Below are 19,742 nucleotides of genomic sequence, written 5' to 3' on the forward strand. Positions count from 1 at the left end.
GAAGGACCGCAGCACGAGCGAGCGCCGACCGTCCGGTCCGCCGAGGTCCAGGCGGGGCATCCGCGAGGTCCAGCGCGTGCAGCCGTACGTGGTCCAGCGCGTCCCGGTGCCCGGCGACCCAGTCGGCGGCCGCGGTCCGGCCGGCGGAGGGCAGGGCGATGTCCGCGGCCAGGGCGAGCGCGGCCAGCGGGCCCGCGTCGTAGGGTCCGGCGGCCAGCCGCCGCACCTCGGCGACCAGATCCTGGCGCTGCGCCTGCCAGACCCGCGCGGCGGTGTCGGCCCACACGTCCGGCTCCAGGGCGGCGGGGGCGGTGGACCGGATGGTGTCGTAGACCCGGTAGCGGTGTTCCTGCCCGGCGAGGCTCGGCCCGTCCTCGGGCACCACCCCGATGATCTGCTGCCGGGCGAGCTGCGGCCGCCGGGTGTAGGTGGTGAAGGTGAGCCACTGCCCCCGCTGGTGGGGCAGCACACTGCACGCGAGCATGATCCAGCGGGCCACGGCCTCGCTGTCCGCCTCCACGAGCACGATCTGCGGGGCGTCCGGGTCCTCCCCGAGCCGGCGCACGTCGGCGAAGAAGCCGGCCAGCCAGGGGCCGCGGGTGGCGACGAAGGCGGCCAGGGCGGCCCGGTCGAGGCGGCCCGGCGCGGGCACCGCCGCGAGTACCGGAGCGCCGGCCTCCGGGGTCGCGGTGGCCCACTGCGGCGAGCCCCAGGCGGTGATCGGCAGCTCGCCCACGGCCGGACCGGAACCGGCGGGCTGCGGCAGGTGCACCGCGTGGGCGTGGAAGTTGCCCCAGCGGCCGCTGTAGTCCGCGCCCGTGTACACCGAGCGCGCCAGCAGCCGGCTGCCGTCGGCCAGCACGTTCAGGCTGAGCGCCTGCGGGAAGGCGGCCAGCTCCTGCGGCCCGGGGCGCGACGGCGCGTCCCGGGGCGGCTCGTAGCCGATCAGCTGCTCCGCCTCGCGCAGCAGCGCGGCCGGCACCCCGGGGCTGACGGCCGTGAACCGGAAACCGGAGCCGTCGGGACCGGGCGGCTCCGAGGTGTAGTGCAGTTGGGCGAGATTCATGAGTTCCCCTCGGAGCCGGTACGGCCACCCGTGCCGGCGGTGCGACCCGGGCCGGCGGCGCCACCGGTGCGCGGCAGCAGCCCGCCCAGCCCCAGCAACCACAGCAGCGGATCCTCCACGCGCAGCGGCCGCGGCCCCGACTTCGGGGCGTCGGCCGGCGCGTGCGCGGGCGGCGGCGAGCCGAGCGCCGACAGCCCGAACAGCGACAGCTGGGCGAAGTCCCGCTCCAACTGCCGCAGCAGCGCCCCCGAGTCCCAGCCGTCGATGAGCGTGCGCAGCTCCTCGTGCACCGCTCGCCGGTCCTCCTCGTCCAGCGCGCCGGCGCCGTGGTCGGCATTGCGCAGCAGCAGCGAATGCGGCTCCAGCAGCGGCGTCAGCGAGTCCGTCTTGGTCACGGCCACCGCCACCGGGGTGGTGACCCGGCCGCGCGAGGAACCCCGGCCGTGGGCCCGCAGCTGCGCGGCGAGGTCGGCGGCGATCTGCTGCGGCGGCGTCTCGATGACGGGCAGCGGCGGCCCGTCGTCCACCGGCAGCCGGTCGCGCACCGCCCGGATCTGCAGCGGGTCCACGAGCAGGATGATCCCGTCGGCGGCGGCCAGGTAGTGCGTGTAGCGGTCCATCGCCTCGGCGCTGGCGAGGTCCTCGCCCGCCGCGTCGAAGAACACCAGCGCGGTGTGCCGGCTGCCGTCCCCGCGCAGCCGGCGCCGCAGCGGCAGGCTCAGCCGGTACAGCAGCGGGTCGTTGAAGCCGAGGGCCGCCGGTCGGGTGGCCTCCGGCAGCCGCAGCCGGTCGTAGAGGTCCTCGGCCAGCTCGCGGTCGCGGCGCTGGGTCTCACCGCCCATCGCGGTCACCGAAGCCCCGTACGCCCGGCCCACCCTGCCGCGCAGCTCGTTGAGCAGGACCGAGACGTAGGTGCTCTTGCCGGAGGCCTTGGGGCCGAGCAGAGCGATGATCCGGGTGTCCTGGTCGCAGTAGTCGCTCGGGAAGTCGCTGTGGCAGCGCCGGCAGACCCGTACCGGCGTGGACCCGCCGCAGGCGGGGCAGTCCGCGCGCGATCCGCCCCCGTACGGGGTCAGGCGCCGCCCGAGGCCGCGTGCGGCGGTGAAGACCGGGCCGCGCATCTTCAGCGCGGGCGCCACGCTCGGCCCCATGAAGTCGGCCCATATGGTGTCGAGTTCGGCGGCGCAAGGCTTGGCTCCGCGCACCCCCGTGGCGGACGTCTGGCAGCGGTAGGGCAGCCGGGCCGCCGGGGACCGGTCGAAGCAGTAGGGGCAGACGACGGAGGTCATGTCAGCGGACCACCAGGGTGGGGGGAGGAGGCTCTTCGAGCCGGACGGAGGCGGCTGCGCCGCCGAGAAGAAAACCGCGGAGGGCGTACGGGCGGCCGGGTGCGACCGCGGTGTCGATCGGGCGCTCCACCGTGCCCGTCCCGGTACCCGCGGCCGGGGCCGCGAGTTCGGCCCCGGTCACCCGGCACACGGCCGGGCCGCCGGCCGGGCCGCTCGGGCGCCGTGGATCGCGGCCGCCGTCCCCCCGGGCCACGAGGACGAATCCGGGGAGGTCGGGGCCGGGTGCGCCACCCGGCGTCCGTACGGTGACCCGCAGGACGGCGGGCCCGCGGCGCAGTCCGCGCCGGGCGCCGGGTACCAGCTCGTAGGAGATGGCCACGTCGGCGGGCAGTTCGGCCCGCGCGTCGCCGCCGGGGGAGGCGAGCACGGAGCGGGCGCTGCGCGGTGCGGCGTGGACCTCGACGGACAACGCGGCCGGGGTGACCGGCAGGCGCAGGCCCTCGCGCAGGAACACGCTGCGGGCCACGGCGAGTTCGGTGCGCCGGCCGTCCTGGGTGACGGCGGCGGTGACGGTGCCGGCGGCGCCGGGCCAGTCGAAGCCGACCTCGACCACGTCGGGCGCGGCCCGCCGCAGCGCGAGGCCGGTCACCGGCAGGGGGGCCTCGACCAGGACGGAGGGTCCGGCCACGGCCCGCGCGCCCAGCACGGACACGGCGGACACGATGGTCTGCGATCCCGGGGGCGGGTGCCCGACACAGGTCGGGCCGTCCCCGGCCGGGCCACCCGGGTCAGGGACGCTCGTGCCGGAGACGCTCGTGGCCGGGTCGTTCGTGACCGGCCCCGTCCATCCGGGGTCGACCCAGTCCAGCGGCGGCGGCAGTTCGGCCGCCGTCAGTTCGGCCCGCTCGGCAGGGGTGGTACCGGGCCACCGCACCAGCCGCACCTCGGCCCCGTCGGCGCCGGTCCGACGGAACTCCACCCCGCCCGCCTCCCGGCTCAGGGCCGTCAGGGTGAGCACGGGCTCCGGCCAGGCGTGCACGGTGACCGGGACGGTCACGGCCGCGGACAGCGCGCCGTGTTCGGCGCGGCCCTTCGGGGCGTACCGGGCCCGCACCGCCAACGCGTACCGCCCGGGCGCCGGTACCTCCACGCGCAGTGTCTCGCGCGAGCCCGCCCGTGCCACAGGCGGCACCGGGACGGGTCCCCGCGGCCCGGTCAGCGTCACCTCGCAGTGGACCGCGTCCGGCGGCGCGGTCCACGAGGCCCCGATCCACGCGTTGCCGTCGACGGCGGTCAACTCGGTCACCGGCGGGGCGACCGACAGCGGGGCCGCGATCAACGGCGGCCCGTCGACGGTGCCGTCGGCCCGCAGCGGCAGCGCCACATGGCGGATCTCCTCGCCGATCCCGGCGCCGCCGTCCACGAGCACGCCGCCGACCGGCCGCCCCGGCACCTCGACGAGCGGGGCGCCGGCCGGCTCCCCGCGGGTGAGCCGCACCACCCGCCAGCGGGTGTCCCCGAAGTCCCCGCTCGGCCAACGCAGTTCGACACCGCCGGGGACGAGGGCGGACCGCGGCGGGCCGGGGTCCCCGGGCTCGGGCCGGTAGGTGCGGACCAGCCCGCGCACCGCGCGCGGGCAGTCGCCCGCCAGCGCCGCGGCCTCCTCGTAGTGCAGGCAGGCCCGCCCCGGATCCCCCTGCTCCTCGGCCCGCCGGGCCACCGCGAGCGCGGTGTCGGCGGCGGCCGTCCGGGCGGCCAGCCGTACGAGGAGGGCCGCCAGCGGCCGGTCCTCGCCCGCGGGCGGCAGCAGGGCGGCCCGGCGGGCCGCGGAGCGGATCCGGTGCGCCGGCACGTCGTCGAGCAGGGCCTCGGCGGCGGCCCGCTGCCCCTGGTCCAGCCGGGCCCGCCGGGCGGCCGCCTGGACCAGGGCGGCGGCCTCGGCCGGGTCCACGCCGAAGCCGGCCGCGGTGGCGGGCAGCTGCCCCTGGGGATGGTCCTGCAGCAGGTGGGTGAGCTGGTACAGCAGGATCCGGCGCAGGGCGGCGGGGTCCGCCTCCTGGATCGCGGCCAGCCGCTCCAGCAACCAGGCCGCGGCCGGCTCCGGCCGGTCCCGGCGCAGCGACCGCAGCACCTCGGCGCCCACGTGCCGGCGCCGACCGGGTCCGGTGACGGCGAAGATCCCGTCGAGGAGCCGTAAGCGACCGCCGGGCGGGATCAATAACTCGCCCAAGTGGCGTAATCCGAGGGTCTGTTGCGCGGCGAGGAGTTCCCCGTACCCTCCCACGAGCGGCGACAGCGGCAGGCCGGAGAGCGCACGGGGCAGCCCGATGGCATGCCCGAAGTCGGTCCCGGCCATCCGCTCTGCGCCCCCCGTGCAGTGTGTGGGAGGTCATTTCAGCAGATACGCAGGTCGTTCGGGAGCTCTTTTCGTTCTCCAGGTGTACGGCGCAGTGTCACGAAGTGATCTCCGGCCGGTACCCCGGGACCGCTGTCCTTGGGGCGCCCCTCGACTCCCCCCTCACCCGCAGAGGTCGTCACCCCATGGCAGAACTCAACCGTCGCAGGTTCCTGCAGATCGCCGGTGGCACCGCCGCCCTCACGATGCTGAATGACAGCATCGCGCGGGCCGCCGCCATCTCGGCGCAGGGCACCACCGGAACGATCCAGGACATCGAGCACATCGTCGTCCTGATGCAGGAGAACCGGTCCTTCGACCACTACTTCGGCGCGATGAAGGGTGTCCGGGGCTTCGGCGACCCGCGGCCGGTCCTCCAGGACAACGGCAAGCCGGTCTTCCACCAGTCGAACGGCACGAAGGACATCCTGCCCTTCAACCCGCAGATCCAGGACCTCGGCATGCAGTTCCTGGAGGGGCTCAACCACGACTGGGCGGGCGGCCACCAGGCGTACAACAACGGCAAGTACGACAAGTGGGTCCCGGCCAAGACGGCCACGACCATGTCGTACATGACCCGGAACGACATCCCGTTCCACTACGCCCTCGCCGACGCCTTCACGGTGTGCGACGCCTACCACTGCTCCTTCATCGGAGCCACGGACCCGAACCGCTACTACATGTGGACGGGTCACACGGGCAACGACGGCGTGGGCGGCGGCCCGGTCCTCGGCAACCAGGAGGCCGGTTACGGCTGGAAGACCTACCCCGAGCGGCTGGAGTCCGCCGGGGTCTCGTGGAAGGTCTACCAGGACATCGGCGACGGCCTGAACGCGGCCGGTTCCTGGGGCTGGATCAACGACGCCTTCCGCGGCAACTACGGCGACAACTCCCTTCTGTACTTCAACAACTACCGCAACGCCCAGCCCGGCAGCGCCCTGTACGAGAAGGCCCGCACGGGCACGAACGTCAAGGCGGGCGACGGCTACTTCGACCGGCTGCGCGCGGACGTCGTGGGCGGCACCCTGCCCCAGGTCTCCTGGATCGCCGCCCCCGAGGCGTTCAGCGAGCACTCGAACTGGCCGACGAACTTCGGCGCCTGGTACATCTCGCAGGTCCTGGACGCGCTGACCGCGAACCCGGCGGTCTGGGCGAAGACCGCCCTGTTCATCACCTACGACGAGAACGACGGCTTCTTCGACCACGTGGTCCCGCCGTACCCGCCGGCCTCCTCCGCCTGGGGCCTGTCCACGGCCGACGTGTCGAAGGACCTCTACGCCGGTGGCGGCGGCTACGCGGCCGGACCGTACGGGCTCGGCCCGCGCGTCCCGATGATCGTGGTCTCCCCCTGGAGCAAGGGCGGCTACGTCTGCTCCGAGACCTTCGACCACACCTCGGTCATCCGTTTCATGGAGAAGCGCTTCGGCGTGCAGGAGCCCAACATCTCCCCGTGGCGCCGCGCCGTCTGCGGCGACCTGACCTCGGCCTTCGACTTCACCCGGGCCGATGCCGCGCCCGCCGCGCTCCCTTCCACGGCCGGGTACGTGCCGCCGGACAAGGACCGCCACCCCTCCTACCACCCGACCCCGCCGGCCACCGGCACCCTGCCCCGGCAGGAGGCAGGCGCCAAGCCGACCCGCGCGCTCGGCTACAGCCCCTACGTGGACGGTGCCCGCACCACCTCCACCGGCAAGTTCACCCTCACCTTCGCCTCCGGACCGACCCTGGGCGCCCACTTCCACAGCACCTCGGGCAACCGGACGGACGGCCCCTGGCCCTACACGGTCGAGGCGGGCAAGACCCTCTCGGACACCTGGTCCACCAGCGGTTCCACCGGCAACCAGATCAACCTCACGGTGTGGGGCCCGAACGGCTTCCTGCGCACCTGGAAGGGCCCGGCGAAGAAGGCCGGCCCCGAGGTCACGGCCCGCCACCTGGCGGCCGGCGGCAATCTGGCCCTGACCCTGACCAACTCCGGGACGGCGGCCGTCAACCTCACGGTGACCAACACCTACGGCGGCGCCGCCCAGATCCTCCGGGTGGCGGCCGGCGCGACGGTCTCCCACACGGTGGACCTCGCCGCCTCGGGCCGCTGGTACGACGTGTCGGTCGTCTCCGACGCCGACGCCACCTTCCTGCGCCGGTTCGCCGGACATGTGGAGACCGGCGCCCCGGGCGTCTCGGACCCGGCGATCAAGACCGTCTGATCCGGTCCTCCGCCGCACGCAGCAGCCGCCGTTCCAGGACCGGGAGGTCCGCGGGACGGTGGCTGCGGGCGTGCCGGAGCAGGAGGTCCCGCGCGGTCTCGGGCACCCGGCGCCGCTTCGGGTGCCGGGTGGTGAACTCCTCGCCGGCGAAGAACCGCACGGCCCCTTCCAGGCCGGCCCGGTCCGTCTCCCGCACGGCCCAGGCGAGTTCCTCCGTCGGCCTCCCGGCCAGCAGCTGGAGGGGGGCCCGTTCCGCGAGGAGCCACGCCGCGTCGCGCGGCTCCTCCCGTACGGCCCCCAGCCAGCCGAACACCACGGCCGGCGGCACCCCGTGCGCGGGGCCGGGCACTGTGCCGTGGGCCAGGTCGGCGGCGTACTCACGCAGTCCCGCCGGGGCGGCGGCCGCCCACCGGTCCCGGTGCCGGGCCGGGAGCCCGGCGGAGTCCAGCGGATCGAACAGGGGCCGGAGCGGACCGGTCGGCGCGGCGGACCTGATGCGCTCGCCGCCGGCCTCGTACAGCGAGACCCCGCCACCCCCGTGGCACATGCAGGCGAAGTCGCCGTGCCCTTCGCCCTGCGGCCACAGGGCGAGCACCTCCGCGATCTCGGCCCGGTCGAGGATCTCGTACGCGTCCGGGTGGTGCGGGTGGTGCGGGCGGTCGGCGGCCGTCCGGGAGGCCGTGACGGCGATGCGCACCGTGCGCGATGTCGGCTTCACGGTGTGATCGTAGACCCGGTGGGCAGAACGTACGGGTCCGTTTCGTCGCCCGTCACCGAGGGAGAACGCATGGCCATCGCCCACCGCAGGATCGGCACCGGCCCCGTCCGCGTCATCGTGCTGCACGACTGGTTCGGCACCTCCGCGAACTGGGGTTCCGTACTGGACCACCTGGACCCCGAGGGCTTCAGCTACGTCTTCCTCGACTACCGCGGCTACGGCGACCGCCGTGACGTCCCCGGCCGCCACACGCTGGCCGAGATCGCCGACGACGTCCTCGAACTCGCCGACCAGCTCGGCTGGGACACCTTCTCCCTCCTCGGCCACTCGATGGGCGGCAAGGCCGTCCAGCAGGTCCTCGTCCGCGCCCCCGAGCGGGTGGAGAAGCTGATCGGGCTCGCCCCGGTCCCGGCCGCGCCCTACGCGATGGACGACGCCACCCACGCCCTCTTCCACGGCGCCGCCACCGACCCCGAGAAGCGCCGCGTCATCCTCGACCTGGTCACCGGCAACCGCGTGAGCCGCCACTGGCTCGACCGGATGGTCGCCCACTCCCTCGCCGTCTCCCGCCCCGAGGCCTTCGCCGGCTACCTCGCGAGCTGGCAGCCGCTGGACCTGTCCGCCGCCGTGAAGGGCAACACCGTCCCGGTGCTCGTCCTCGTCGGGGAGTACGACCTCGCGATCACCCCGGATGTGATGCGGGACACCTGGCAGGCCTCGTACCCGGACTGCCGGATCGTGACGGTCCCGGGTTCCGGCCACTACCCGCCGCACGAGACCCCCGTGGCCTTCGTCACCGAGGTGGAGGCCTTCCTCCGGATCTAGTGCTGTGACCCGGCCGGACCGGCCGGGCGTACGAAAAAATCCCGTGGGGTACGAGGAACCTCGTACCCCACGGGATCAACAGGGTGAGTGACGGGACTTGAACCCGCGGCCACCTGGACCACAACCAGGTGCTCTACCAACTGAGCTACACCCACCACGAAGGGCGGCGGACCGCCCGTTCGATGTGCAAGCACAGCATAGCCGATCAGAGGGGTGGTCCCGCGACGCCTTATCGGGCGGCGGACCCGCTTCCGGCCAGGCCGGAAGCCCGGCCGGAGGTGTCGGCCACGGCACGGGCGACGGCGGCCGCGGCGAGCGCCCGGACGATCGGGTGCGGCCGCGACCCGTCCCCGTGCAGCTCCGGCTGGAACAGCGTGGCCAGGAAGAAGGGGTGCCCGGGCAGCTCCGCGATCCGCACCTGGCCGTCCTCGTCGCGCCCCGACAGCCGCAGGCCGTGCGCGGTGAGCTCCGGCAGGTGCGGGGCCGCGGGCCCGTACGAGCAGTGGTAGCGCTCCATCGACCGCTCCGCCCCGAGCGCGGCCTCGGCGAGCGAGCCGGGCTCGCACCGTACGAGACCCTCGTGCCCGACGAGCGAACAGGCGAGCGGCGCGATCAGCGGGTCCACCGTCCCGGGGTCGGCCTCGTCGACGGCCTCGCCGCGCCGAGCGATCCGCTGCGGCTGCCCGATGTGGCCCCGCTCACCGTGACGGGCGCGGGGGAGGAGGAGTCGGCCGTGCTGCTGCCCGCCGGGCACCCCTTCGCCCGGCGGCCCTCGCTCCGGCTGGACGACCTCGCCGACGCACGCTGGATCGACGCCCCGGGCGTCGGGCTGCCGCTCACCGCCGCCCGCGCCTCCGTCCGCTACGACGGCACCGACCTGCTCGCGCTCTGCGCCCTCGCCACCGCCGGGCACGGCCTCGTGCTGCTGCCGCGCCGCTTGGCGCAGGCCGCCCGTGCGGGGGTCGCCGTACCGCTGTCGGCCCCGCGGCTGGTGCACCGTACGGAGCTCCTCTCCCCGGGAACTCCGACCGGCGTGGCCGCTGCCCTCGCCGCGCGGCTCACGGCAGGATCACCCGTATGACACGTGAACCCGCACCCTTCACGGCCGATGACTACGCCGCCCGGATGGCCGCCGCCGCCCAGACCGCAGCCGACGCGGGACTCGCCGGCCTGCTGATCTCCCCCGGGCCCGACCTCACACACCTCACGGGGTACCGGCCCACCGCCGAGACCGAGCGGCTGACCCTGCTCGTGCTGGCCGCCGGGCAGGACCCGGTGCTCGTCGTGCCCGCGCTGGAGGCACCCGACGCGGAGCAGGCCCCGGGCGCCACCGCGCTGACCCTGCGGGACTGGGCCGACGGGAAGGACCCGTACGCCGTCACCGCCCCGCTGCTGGACTTCCGCGGCCGCTTCGGGGTGAGCGACAACACCTGGGCCCTGCACCTGCTGGGCCTGCAGCGGGAACTGCCGAACAGCTCCTACGCGCCGCTCACCGACTGCCTGCCCATGCTCCGCGCCGTCAAGGACGAGCGGGAGCTGGAGCGCCTCGCCGCGGCGGGGGCCGCCGCCGACGCCGCCTACGCGCAGGTCGTCCACCTCCCGTTCGCCGACCGCCGGGAGAGCGACGTCGCCGCCGACCTGGCGGGCCTGCTGCGCGCGCACGGCCACTCCCAGGTCGACTTCACGGTCGTCGGCTCCGGCCCCAACGGGGCCAACCCGCACCACGAGGCCGGCGACCGCGTGATCCGCCGCGGCGACATGGTGGTCCTCGACTTCGGCGGCCTGCGGTACGGCTACGGCTCCGACATCTCCCGCACCGTGCACGTCGGCGAGCCCACCGCCGAGGAGCAGCGGGTCCACGACATCGTCCGCGAGGCCCAGCAGGCCGGTGTGGCCGCGGTCCGGCCGGGGGTCTCCTGCCAGGAGATCGACCGGGCCGCCCGCGCGGTGATCACCGAGTTCGGCTACGGGGACCGCTTCATCCACCGCACCGGGCACGGCATCGGCGTCACCACCCACGAGCCCCCGTACATGGTCGAGGGCGAGGAGCAGCCGCTGGTCCCCGGCATGTGCTTCTCCGTGGAGCCGGGCGTCTACCTGCCGGGCCGGTTCGGCGTCCGCATCGAGGACATCGTGACCGTCACGCAGGACGGTGGGCGCCGCCTCAACAACGCCCCGCGCGAGCTGGCCGTCGTGGAGTGACCCTCACGGGGCGAGGACGACCGCCGTTTCGCCCGGTACGTGGATCCGCCCGTCGGGACCCGGATGCGCGACCGGCTCCCAGGCGGCCAGCACCCGTACCCCGTTGCGGCCCAGCGCGATGGTCACCGGGTCCGGGGAGAGGTTCACGGCCACCCGGACGTCGCCCCGCCGGAAGGTGAGCCAGCGCCGCTCCTCGTCGTGGGCGACCCGGACCGCCGCCAGGTCCGGGTCGCGCAGGTCGTGATGGGTGCGGCGGAACGCGATCAGGGTGCGGTACCAGTCCAGCAGGCGGGCGTGGACGGCCTGTTCGGGCTCCGCCCAGTCCAGGCGGGAGCGGTCCCGGGTGGCCGGGTCCTGCGGGTCCGGGATCTCCTCGGCCTTCCAGCCGTGCGCCGCGAACTCCCGGCGGCGGCCGGACCGTACCGCCTCGGCGAGCCCCGGGTCGGGATGGTCGGTGAAGTACTGCCAGGGCGTCCTGGCGCCCCACTCCTCGCCCATGAACAGCATCGGCACGAACGGCCCCGTCAGGGCCACGGTCGCGGCGCACGCCAGCAGCCCGGGGGAGAGCGAGGCGGAGAGCCGGTCGCCGAGCGCCCGGTTGCCGATCTGGTCGTGGGTCTGGGTGTAGCCGAGGAAGCGGTGGGCCGGGGTGCGGCGGTGGTCCACCGGGCGGCCGTGGGTGCGGCCGCGGAAGGAGGACCAGGTCCCGTCGTGGAAGAAGACCCGGGTCATGGTCTTGGCGAGGGCGCCGAGCGGGGCCGCGGCGAAGTCGGCGTAGTACGCCTGGGATTCGCCCGTCAGCGCGCAGTGCAGGGCGTGGTGGAAGTCGTCGTTCCACTGGGCGTGCAGGCCCAGGCCGCCGGCGGCGCGCGGGGTGGTGGTGCGCGGGTCGCAGCGGTCCGACTCGGCGATCAGGAACAGCGGGCGGCCGGTGTCGGCGGCCAGTTCGTCCACGGCCGCGGACAGTTCCTCCAGGAAGGTCAGCGCCCGGTCGTCGGCCAGCGCGTGCACGGCGTCGAGCCGCAGCCCGTCGATCCCGTAGTCGCGCAGCCAGGCCAGGGCGCTGCCGAGCAGGTAGGCGCGTACCTCGTCGGATCCGGCCGCGTCCAGGTTCACCGCGGAGCCCCACGGGGTGTGGTGGCTGTCGGTGAAGTACGGGCCGAAGGCGGGCAGGTGGTTGCCGGACGGGCCGAGATGGTTGTGGACCACGTCCAGCACCACGCCCAGCCCCGCCTCGTGCGCGGCGGCCGTGAAACGGGCCAGGCCGGCCGGGCCGCCGTACGGTTCGTGCACCGACCAGGGCGCGACCCCGTCGTACCCCCAGCCGTGCCGGCCGGAGAAGGAGCAGACGGGCATCAGCTCCACGTGCGTGACGCCGAGGGCGGTGAGGTGCCCGAGCCGGGCGGCGGCCGCGTCGAAGGTGCCCTCGGGGGTGAAGGTGCCGATGTGCAGCTCGTACAGGACCGCGTCCTGGAGGCGGGTCCGCGGCGCCGGCGCCGGCCGTGGGGCGAGGGCCGCCAGGTCGACCACCGCCGACAGGCCGTCGGGTCCGTCGGGCAGCCGCCGCCCGCGCGGGTCCGGGCGGGCGCCGGCGCCGGGGCTGTCGCCGTCGAGCAGGAATCCGTAGCGACTCCCGTCGGCGGCCGGGGCCTCCACGGTCCACCAGCCGTCCCGGTCCGGATCGCGTGCCATGTCGTACGTCGCCCCGTCGAGCAGCATGGCGACGTGCCCTGTCAGTGGTGCCCACACCTCGAACTGCACGGACGGTCCCCTCGTCGGCGGCGGTGTCCAGCATGCGTATCGTGCCCATCATTCCGGGCGCGGCGGGGGAGTTCTGGACACTCCGGCCCCGACGGGCCGACAATCACCCTGTGACGTCCAGTTTCGAGATTCCCGCCTTCCCCGCGCCGCGGCTGTCCGACGCCGAGCGCGACCGGGCGCTGGGCCAGCTCCGGGAGGGCGCGGCCCTCGGCAAGCTGTCCCACGACACCTTCCTGCGCCGGATGGAACTCGCCCTGGTCGCGCGCCGCTCCGAGGACCTGGCGGTGCTCACGGCCGACCTCCAGACCCGGGACGCCGCCGAAAGCCCTTGGACCCGTCGGCTGTTCGGCTGGGTCGGCCGGGCCTCGGCCGTCTCGCTCGGGGTGCGGCGCGCCTGGAACGCGGAGCGCCTGCCCAAGCTGCTGCTGCCGCACCCGAGCGCGGCCGCCCTGCGGATCGGCCGCGACCCCGGCAACGGGCTGCGGCTCAGCCACGAGACGGTCTCCCGGGCGCACGCGGAGCTCAGCCTGCGCGGCGGGGTCTGGGTGCTCAAGGACCTCGGCTCCACCAACGGGACCACGGTCAACGGGCACCGGGTGACCGGCTCCGCGGTGGTCCGCGACGGGGACCAGGTCGGCTTCGGGAACATGATCTTCCGGCTCTCGTCGAGCTGAGGACGCCCCCCCCGCGTCCGCCGGGGGTGCCCCGCCGGTCCGGCGCCGCGAGCGGGCGCGCAGGATGGCCGTCATGGAACACACCACCGTCATCCGCCGCGCACGCGTGGGGGACCTGCCCCGCCTGGTCGAACTCGTCCACGAGCACGTGGCGTACGAGAGGTCGGCGCCGCGCCCGCCGGACGTCGCCGAACGCCTCGGCCCGCAGCTGTTCGCCGAGGACGCCCGGCTGTGGGTGCTGCTCGCCGAGACCCCGGACGGCACGGTCGCCGGATACGCGGCCTGCTCCGCCGAGTTCGCCTTCTGGGACGCCCGGCACTACCTGCACATGGACTGCCTCTACCTGGCGGAGGAGGCCCGCGGCCACGGCCTCGGCGCCGCCCTGATGGAGGGCGTGAGGGACTTGGCCCGCGCGCTCGGCCTCGACCAGGTCCAGTGGCAGACCCCGGACTGGAACGAGGGCGCGATCCGTTTCTACGACCGCCTCGGAGCCACCGGCAGGCCGAAACTCCGCTACGCCCTCACGGTGGAGGCGGCGCCGTTCACGCCATGAGCAGGCGCAGGCCCAGATCCGCCGCGTCGAGGTCGGCGAGGTCGCCGTTGCGTTCGGCCCACCGGCCGGAGGCGAGGTCGTCCCCGAGGCTTCGCACCGCCCGCCGCTCGGCCTTCGGCCCGACCCTCGTCCACACCGACATCGCCCGGCGCACGTGCTCCTCCAGATACGCCTCCGGTCGGCGCCAGTACGCCTCGAACAGGCCGTCGGCGCAGTCCCACGGGACGGGCACCGGCTCGGCGCGGGCGCCGATCGCGTCGGCCATCGCGGCGAGCGAGGGGAACTCCGCGAGGACGCCGGCGAACTCGGGCAGGTAGTCGCGGGTGAGCCAGAACCGGTCCTGCCAGCCGGGCTCGTCGGTGTCGAAGGTGAGTACCACCACGCGGCGGGCCACGCGCCGCATCTCGCGCAGCCCCACGATCGGGTCCCCCCAGTGGTGAACGGTGGAGACGGCCATCGCGACGTCGAAGGCCCCGTCCTCGAACGGCAGGCTCTCGGCGGCGGCGGCCACGCACGGCGCCGAACCGGCGGGCCGTTGGCCCCGCATGACCGCCGACGGCTCCACCGCGATCACCTCGCGGTCGGTGGGCTCGTAGGAGCCGGTGCCGGCCCCGACGTTCAGCACCGTCCGCGCGTCCCCGAGCGCGCCCCAGATCCGCGCGGCGATCCGCGGCTCGGTACGCCGTGTCGCGGGGTAGGCGCCGCCGATCGTGTCGTACAGCCGGGCGCCGAGCACCTCCAGTTGCTCCTCCGGTGTCACCTTCCGTCCCTTCGCCCGTGCTTCCAGTTCCCGGTCGATGGCCGCCACCATGGCGTCGGCCCGATCCCGCCGCTCCAGCAGCAGGCCGCGCAGTCGGCGCAGGTGTGCCGCCGCGTCGGTGGACGGGTCGCCGACCAGTTGCGCGACCTCCCGCAGCCCGAAGCCCAACCGCCGGTAGGCCAGCACCTCCCGCAGCCGCTCCATGTCGTCGGCCGAGTAGGCCCGGTACCCGGCCGCGGTCCGTGCCGAAGGCCGGACGAGCCCGATGTCGTCGTAGTGGTGCAGCGTGCGGACGCTCACGCCGGCCAGCTCGGCCACGCGTCCCACGGTCCAGTGATCGTCCATGGCACCGACTGTGCGGCCTGACGCCACGTGAGGGTCAAGAGCCGTACGCGCGATCCCGCGGCGAAAGCCTCCCCGGTCCGGTTCCGCTTCCCGGTGACCTGCCCGCCGGTCGAGCCGCGTCGGACGGTCGGCGCGGGCGGGCACCGCGCACTTCCGTGCGCCCCCCTGTGCTCCTTCGGCACGGACGGCCGCCGTCGTACGGTTCCGGGCTATGAGCGGATACACGATGGAACCGGCCACGCCGATGGAAATCGGCCCCCGCGTACTGCCGCCCTCCGACCGGTGGTCCCCCGCGCTCGCGGTACCGGCGCCGGTCTGCCGTTTCGAGAACTTCCTGGGGGCGGAGCGCGCCGCCGCCCTGCTGGAGTACGCGACAGCGCGGGAGGAGGACTTCAGGGCGGGGACCGTCCTGGACCCCCTGACCGGGCAGGTGTCCCGCAAGGGGCGGGACTCGCTGGTCCTTCCCGTGACCAGCGAGGTGTTCAGTGCCCATCTGGCGGACTGTCTGCCGCTCGTCCAAGAGGTCCTCGGCCACCGGGCCGCGCTCGTGGAGTCGTTGACCGTCCTGACGGCGCACGGCGAAGGCGGCCACTTCGGCCTCCACACCGACGCCTCACGCGTCCGGGACGTGAGTCGGGCATTGTCCGCGGTGTACTACCTGCACCGCACGCCCCGCGGCTTCGGAGGTGGCCAACTCCGCCTGTACGACACCGTGGTGGTCGACGGCCGGGCGCGGCCGGGGGAGTCCTACCGCACCATCGAGCCCGAGCACGACACCATCGCCTTCTTCCCCTCCGGCGCCTTTCACGAGGTGGTGCCGTCCACCTGCCCCAGCGGGCGGTTCTCCGACCACCGGTTCACCCTCACGACATGGATCTCCGGCGGGGAGCCCGCCGCGGTCCCGCAGGCCCGCTGGCCGGATGCCCGCCGGCCGGACGTCTGGCGGTGGCTGGCGGACGCGGCCGAAGGCACCCGGCCCCTCCACGACGCGGCCCAGGACCACGACGGAGCCAGGCCGGTGGCCCTGCCGCCGCCCGGCCCCGACACCCGCCTGGGGCCGGGCGGGAAGCGGACCTGACCCCGCTCAGCCCGGCCGGCCTGCCGCCACGAGACGGTCGTAGGCGGCCAGGACGGTCCGGGACTGATGTTCCACCTGGGTGGCCACCGGGACCCAGCGGGCTCCGAAACGGGCCGCGAAGTCCTCGCACCACCCGGTGACCAGCCGGTCCAGCCCGGGCGCCGCGGGATGCTCCTGGGCGCGCAGCACCCGCAGCAGCATCGCGGCGGCACGCAGCGACAGCCGCCGCCCGAAGGCGTCGATGCTGGCGACGTACGCCGCCGTGGCCTCGGCCGGAGCCCCGGCCGTCCACTCGGCCGCGACCCGGGGGATCAGCGCGAGCGTCCAGTCCACCGCGCGCAGCAGGGGCGCCGCGGCCGGGTCGTCGTGCGGCCGCGGGTCCTGCGGTACGTGGGCGCCGCCCCGGACCCCGGCGACGAGCGCGGCGTCCGAGGTGAGCCGCTCGGCCAGCATCCGCAGGGCGCCGCGCGGGTCCGGGTGCGGGGTCGGATCGTCCACCAGGTCGGAGGCCCACATGGGGACTTCGACGATGGCGGTCGTGCCGGCGTAGCGGTGGGCGTGGTACCAGGTGCTCAGCCGGGTGTCCTCCGGGTGGAAGGCTCCGGCGGCCTCGCTGCCCGGCTGCGGGATCACGAAGATCCCGGGCCCGGGGGAGGGCCAGCCGGCCGCGTCCGAGGCCCCGTTCTCCACCGGGATGCGCAGGTCGGCGGCCGACTTCGCGAAGGGCTCGGCGAGGCCGGGTACGTCCCGGGTGAGCTGCACCCAGGAACCGCCGAGGTCGGTGGCGTGCAGGGAGACCTGCAGGACGGGCCGGAGTTCGTCGATGAGCGCGATCAGGGCCAGGGTCTCGGGCGGGAGCCGGTCCGGGGGCAGTAAGGACGGCGCCCACTCGGGCTGTTCGGGGCCGGGCGGCCGGAAGAAGTTCCGGTGGTAGTCCAGCAGCGAGTACGGGTGGGGGGTGCGGTGCAGGTTCGCGCCGTCGGGGTCGGCGCAGAGCAGGAAGTGCCAGCCGCAGCCGGCCCGCGGCGTCGGGTCGTCGAGGAGGCGCCGGACCAGCGAGAGGGCGGTGGCGCCGCCGACGGGCTCGTTGGCGTGCGCCCCGGCGACGACGAGGACACTGCGGTCGGCCCCGCGCGGGGCGCCGCCCGTCGCGGCGACGGACAGCACCCAGAGCGGCTGCCCGGCCCGGGAGGTGCCGGCCTGGCGGAGCCGGACCTCGTCGGGGTGTTCGTCCGCCAGAGCGCGGGCAGCGAGCCCGAGTTCTCGCGGTGTGGGGTAGCACATGTCACGGAGGAGAGTCACAAGGGATGCCATGCCCCGAGGGCCCACCGCCTACTGCTCCCAGGGCTCCGCAGTTCCCCCGATCGGCGAGAAAACCCCTGGCCAAGGCCTGCGGCCCCGACCGGTCGCGGCCGGCGCCGCCGATCGGATCGCCCCGGGCTACCGCTGGTGCAGGCCGCGGCCCGCCAGGCTGAGGAAGGCCTCCCCGACCGCCTCCGACAGCGTCGGGTGGGCGTGGATGTGCCGGGCCACATCGGCCGGCTCCGCGTCCCAGCCCACGATGAGCTGGCTCTCCGCGATCATCTCCGACACGTGCGGCCCCACCAGGTGCACGCCGAGCACCCGCCCGCCCCGCTCCGCGACCACCTTCACCGTGCCGCCCTGCCCGTGCACCATGCCCTTGGCCACGGCGGTCAGCGGCATCGTGTTCACCACCACGTCGTACGCCGCCTCGCGCGCCTGCGACTCCGTCAGCCCGACGGCGGCGGTCTGCGGGGCCGAGTAGGTCACCCGTGGCACCGCCGCGTAGTCCACCGGCGCGCTCGCCACCCCGGCCAGGGTCTCGGCGACCAGCAGCCCTTCCGCGAAGGAGGCGTGGGCCAGCCCGAGCGAGGGCGGCGGCAGCAGGTCGCCCACCACATGGATCCCCGGGACGGCGGTCTCCAGCCGGGACCAGTGGGCCGGAGCCACGAACCCCCGCTCGTCGGTGGCCAGTCCGGCCGCCGCGAGGTCCAGGCCGTCGGTCACCGGGACCCGTCCGACCGCCACCAGCAGCCGCTCCGCCCCGATCTCCCGCAGCTCTCCGCGCGCGGTGCGCACGGTGGCCCGGACGCCCCCGGAGGCGAGCCGCTCGGCCCCCTCCAGCCGGGCCCCGGTCCGCACGTCGATCCCGCGCTTCTTCAGCCCCCGCGCCAGATGCCGGGACACGTCCGCGTCCTCCAGCGGGACCAGCCGGTCCGCGGCCTCGACCAGGGTCACCTCGGCGCCCATGGAACGGTGGAAGGACGCGTACTCCACCCCGATCGCCCCGCCGCCCAGCACCAGCACCGAAGCCGGCAGACCGGGCGCGAACAGCGCGTCGTCACTGGTCACCACCGTGTGGCCGTCGGGCTCCAGGCCGGGCAGGGTACGCGGCCGGGATCCGGTGGCCAGGACGATGCCCCGGGTGGCGGTGAACTCCCGTCCGTCGTCGGTCCGTACGGTGCGTGGCCCCGTCAACCGGGCGCCGCTGCGCACCACCCGTACCCCGGCGTGCTCCAAGTGGCCTTCCACACCCTTGTGGTTGCGGGAGACGATGTCGTCCCGGGTGGCGGTCAGGGCCGACCAGTCGACCGACTCCACGCTCGCCCGGACCCCCCAGCGCTCGCGCGCCTCGGCTATACCGTCGACGAGTTCCGCCGCGTGCAGCATGGCCTTGCTGGGGATGCAGCCCCGGTGCAGGCAGGTCCCGCCGACCTTGTCACGTTCCGCGAGCAGGACGCTCAGGCCCAGGGCCGAGGCGCGCAGGGCGGTGCTGTAGCCGCCCGTGCCGCCGCCGATCACGATCACATCCACTGTGCTGTCCTCGGTCATGTGGCCAGCCTGTCCCTCCCGTCGGGTCAAGTCCAAGGAAATGATCTTCTGAAGGTCATGCAGGATCTTTATGCTTCGCGGTCATGAGCCTGCGCCAGATGGAGTACTTCCTGGCCGTCGTGGAGGAGTCCTCCTTCACCCGCGCCGCAGACGGTCTGCACGTCACGCAGCCCGCCCTGTCCCACCAGGTCAAGGCCCTGGAACGGTCCGTGGGCGGCGCGCTGTTGGAGCGGATGCCGCGTGGGGTCCGGCTCACTCCCATGGGCCGCGCCTTCCTCCCGCACGCGCAACTCGCCGTCCGTAGCGCCCGTCAGGCCGAACGGGCCGCCCGCGCCGCCGCCGGGGTGGCCGGTGGCGAACTGCACATCGCCACCGTGCACGCGCTGGCCGTCGGCCTGCTCCCGGCCGTCGCCGCCCGCTGGCGGTCCCTGCACCCGGGGGTGTCCCTGGTGCTGCGGGAGTACGGCAGCACCGAGGCGCTGGAGGAGCAGCTGGAACGGGGCGTGGCCGACCTCGCGGTGGGCCCGGAGCCCGCCGGCTGGTCGGGGCCGCTGCTGCGGATCGGTCGGGAGGAGCTGGTCATCGTCGTCCCCTTCGACGATCCGCTGGCCGGCCGCGGGACCGTCGGTCTCGCCGAACTCGCCCACCGTGACTGGATCCGCTGCGCGATGGAACCGTTGGTGGACGGTGTCCTCGTCCTCGACCGGGCCTGCGGGGCGCTCGGCTTCACCCCGCACACGGTGCTGCGTACGGAGCACACCTCGACGGCCGTACGGATGGCGGCCGCCGGGGTGGGAGTCGTCATGGCCCCGGCCCACATGGTCCGCGGCGCCGTCGGCGAGGACTGCGTACTGCTCTCCCTCGACCCGCCGTGGCACCGGCCCCTGGCGGTCTTCTCCCGGGTCCCGCTGACCGGTGCCGCGGCCGCCTTCGCGGAGCTGATCGGCGCCCGGCCCGCGCCGGGTACGGCCCCGGGCGCGCCGCCGCACTGAGCGGCGGGCCGCCCCGGCGCCGCC

General features: G+C 74.9%; 16 protein-coding genes, 1 tRNA gene and 1 pseudogene. 8 read left to right on the forward strand and 10 right to left on the reverse strand.

Annotation, left to right across the window (positions count from 1 at the left end):
- The 3 genes from AB8A24_RS38115 to AB8A24_RS38125 form a co-directional block, all read right to left on the reverse strand.
- A partial coding sequence (locus AB8A24_RS38115) for a GTPase-associated protein 1-related protein (RefSeq protein ID WP_369478781.1) occupies nt 1-1,066 on the reverse strand: 1,066 nt, incomplete at its 3' end.
- Nucleotides 1,063-2,355 carry a hypothetical protein gene (locus AB8A24_RS38120; protein WP_369478782.1) on the reverse strand — a complete coding sequence of 431 codons (1,293 nt, stop codon included), beginning with the start codon at nt 2,353-2,355 and terminating at the stop codon, nt 1,063-1,065. The genes AB8A24_RS38120 and AB8A24_RS38115, both read right to left, overlap by 4 nt.
- Nucleotide 2,356: 1 nt before the next feature.
- Complete coding sequence (locus AB8A24_RS38125; RefSeq protein WP_369478783.1) at nt 2,357-4,711, reverse strand: hypothetical protein; 2,355 nt, start codon at nt 4,709-4,711, stop codon at nt 2,357-2,359.
- 185 nt (nt 4,712-4,896) lie between these two features.
- Between AB8A24_RS38125 and AB8A24_RS38130 the strand changes: the two genes are divergently transcribed.
- Nucleotides 4,897-6,957, forward strand: a complete 2,061-nt coding sequence (locus tag AB8A24_RS38130; protein WP_328961122.1) for a phosphocholine-specific phospholipase C — start codon at nt 4,897-4,899, stop codon at nt 6,955-6,957.
- Here AB8A24_RS38130 and AB8A24_RS38135 read toward each other — a convergent pair.
- Nucleotides 6,944-7,675, reverse strand: coding sequence for a hypothetical protein (locus tag AB8A24_RS38135; RefSeq protein WP_369478784.1), 732 nt, complete (start codon nt 7,673-7,675; stop codon nt 6,944-6,946). The two genes, AB8A24_RS38130 and AB8A24_RS38135, sit on opposite strands and share 14 nt — an antisense overlap.
- Nucleotides 7,676-7,744: 69 nt before the next feature.
- Between AB8A24_RS38135 and AB8A24_RS38140 the strand changes: the two genes are divergently transcribed.
- Nucleotides 7,745-8,500: an alpha/beta fold hydrolase gene (locus tag AB8A24_RS38140; protein WP_030719932.1), complete on the forward strand. Its 756-nt coding sequence runs from the start codon at nt 7,745-7,747 to the stop codon at nt 8,498-8,500.
- An 82-nt stretch (nt 8,501-8,582) separates the two neighbouring features.
- Here AB8A24_RS38140 and AB8A24_RS38145 read toward each other — a convergent pair.
- Together AB8A24_RS38145 and AB8A24_RS38150 are read right to left on the reverse strand one after the other, a co-directional pair.
- Nucleotides 8,583-8,655 (reverse strand) — tRNA-His (locus tag AB8A24_RS38145).
- 74 nt (nt 8,656-8,729) lie between these two features.
- Nucleotides 8,730-9,122 (reverse strand): annotated as a pseudogene (locus tag AB8A24_RS38150) (hypothetical protein); the annotation flags it as partial.
- A gap of 111 nt (nt 9,123-9,233) precedes the next feature.
- Between AB8A24_RS38150 and AB8A24_RS38155 the strand changes: the two are divergent.
- Nucleotides 9,234-9,581: a LysR substrate-binding domain-containing protein gene (locus AB8A24_RS38155; protein WP_369478789.1), complete on the forward strand. Its 348-nt coding sequence runs from the start codon at nt 9,234-9,236 to the stop codon at nt 9,579-9,581.
- The gene (locus tag AB8A24_RS38160; protein WP_328961119.1) at nt 9,578-10,702 is read left to right on the forward strand and encodes an aminopeptidase P family protein; all 1,125 of its coding nucleotides are present in this window, start codon (nt 9,578-9,580) and stop codon (nt 10,700-10,702) included. The genes AB8A24_RS38155 and AB8A24_RS38160 overlap by 4 nt, the downstream gene beginning before the upstream one ends.
- A gap of 3 nt (nt 10,703-10,705) precedes the next feature.
- Here the strand turns inward: AB8A24_RS38160 and treZ are convergent, their stop codons facing one another.
- A complete protein-coding gene (gene treZ, locus AB8A24_RS38165; RefSeq protein ID WP_369478790.1) occupies nt 10,706-12,421 on the reverse strand; it encodes a malto-oligosyltrehalose trehalohydrolase in 1,716 nt (571 codons plus the stop codon).
- A gap of 152 nt (nt 12,422-12,573) precedes the next feature.
- Between treZ and AB8A24_RS38170 the strand changes: the two genes are divergently transcribed.
- The gene (locus AB8A24_RS38170; RefSeq protein WP_369478785.1) at nt 12,574-13,137 is read left to right on the forward strand and encodes an FHA domain-containing protein; all 564 of its coding nucleotides are present in this window, start codon (nt 12,574-12,576) and stop codon (nt 13,135-13,137) included.
- A 73-nt stretch (nt 13,138-13,210) separates the two neighbouring features.
- Nucleotides 13,211-13,690, forward strand: a complete 480-nt coding sequence (locus AB8A24_RS38175) for an N-acetyltransferase family protein (protein WP_369478786.1) — start codon at nt 13,211-13,213, stop codon at nt 13,688-13,690.
- On the opposite strand, the gene AB8A24_RS38180 is transcribed toward AB8A24_RS38175, so the two are convergent.
- A complete protein-coding gene (locus AB8A24_RS38180; RefSeq protein WP_328961116.1) occupies nt 13,680-14,795 on the reverse strand; it encodes a MerR family transcriptional regulator in 1,116 nt (371 codons plus the stop codon). The genes AB8A24_RS38175 and AB8A24_RS38180 overlap by 11 nt on opposite strands.
- 211 nt (nt 14,796-15,006) lie before the next feature.
- Between AB8A24_RS38180 and AB8A24_RS38185 the strand changes: the two genes are divergently transcribed.
- Nucleotides 15,007-15,873 (forward strand): 2OG-Fe(II) oxygenase, encoded by an 867-nt coding sequence (locus tag AB8A24_RS38185; protein WP_369478787.1) that lies wholly within the window; start codon nt 15,007-15,009, stop codon nt 15,871-15,873.
- 6 nt (nt 15,874-15,879) lie between these two features.
- Here AB8A24_RS38185 and AB8A24_RS38190 read toward each other — a convergent pair whose 3' ends face one another.
- Both AB8A24_RS38190 and lpdA read right to left on the reverse strand, forming a co-directional pair.
- Nucleotides 15,880-17,175, reverse strand: a complete 1,296-nt coding sequence (locus AB8A24_RS38190) for a M14 family zinc carboxypeptidase (RefSeq protein ID WP_369478791.1) — start codon at nt 17,173-17,175, stop codon at nt 15,880-15,882.
- Between the two features lie 138 nt (nt 17,176-17,313).
- Nucleotides 17,314-18,726 (reverse strand): dihydrolipoyl dehydrogenase, encoded by a 1,413-nt coding sequence (gene lpdA / locus AB8A24_RS38195; RefSeq protein ID WP_369478788.1) that lies wholly within the window; start codon nt 18,724-18,726, stop codon nt 17,314-17,316.
- 83 nt (nt 18,727-18,809) lie between these two features.
- Here lpdA and AB8A24_RS38200 point away from each other — a divergent pair, with 83 nt between their 5' ends.
- A complete protein-coding gene (locus AB8A24_RS38200; protein ID WP_328961113.1) occupies nt 18,810-19,718 on the forward strand; it encodes a LysR family transcriptional regulator in 909 nt (302 codons plus the stop codon).
- Nucleotides 19,719-19,742 lie beyond the last annotated feature (24 nt).

This window comes from Streptomyces sp. BF23-19, from assembly GCF_041106355.1.
Classification (GTDB): Bacteria; Actinomycetota; Actinomycetes; order Streptomycetales; family Streptomycetaceae; genus Streptomyces; species Streptomyces virginiae_A.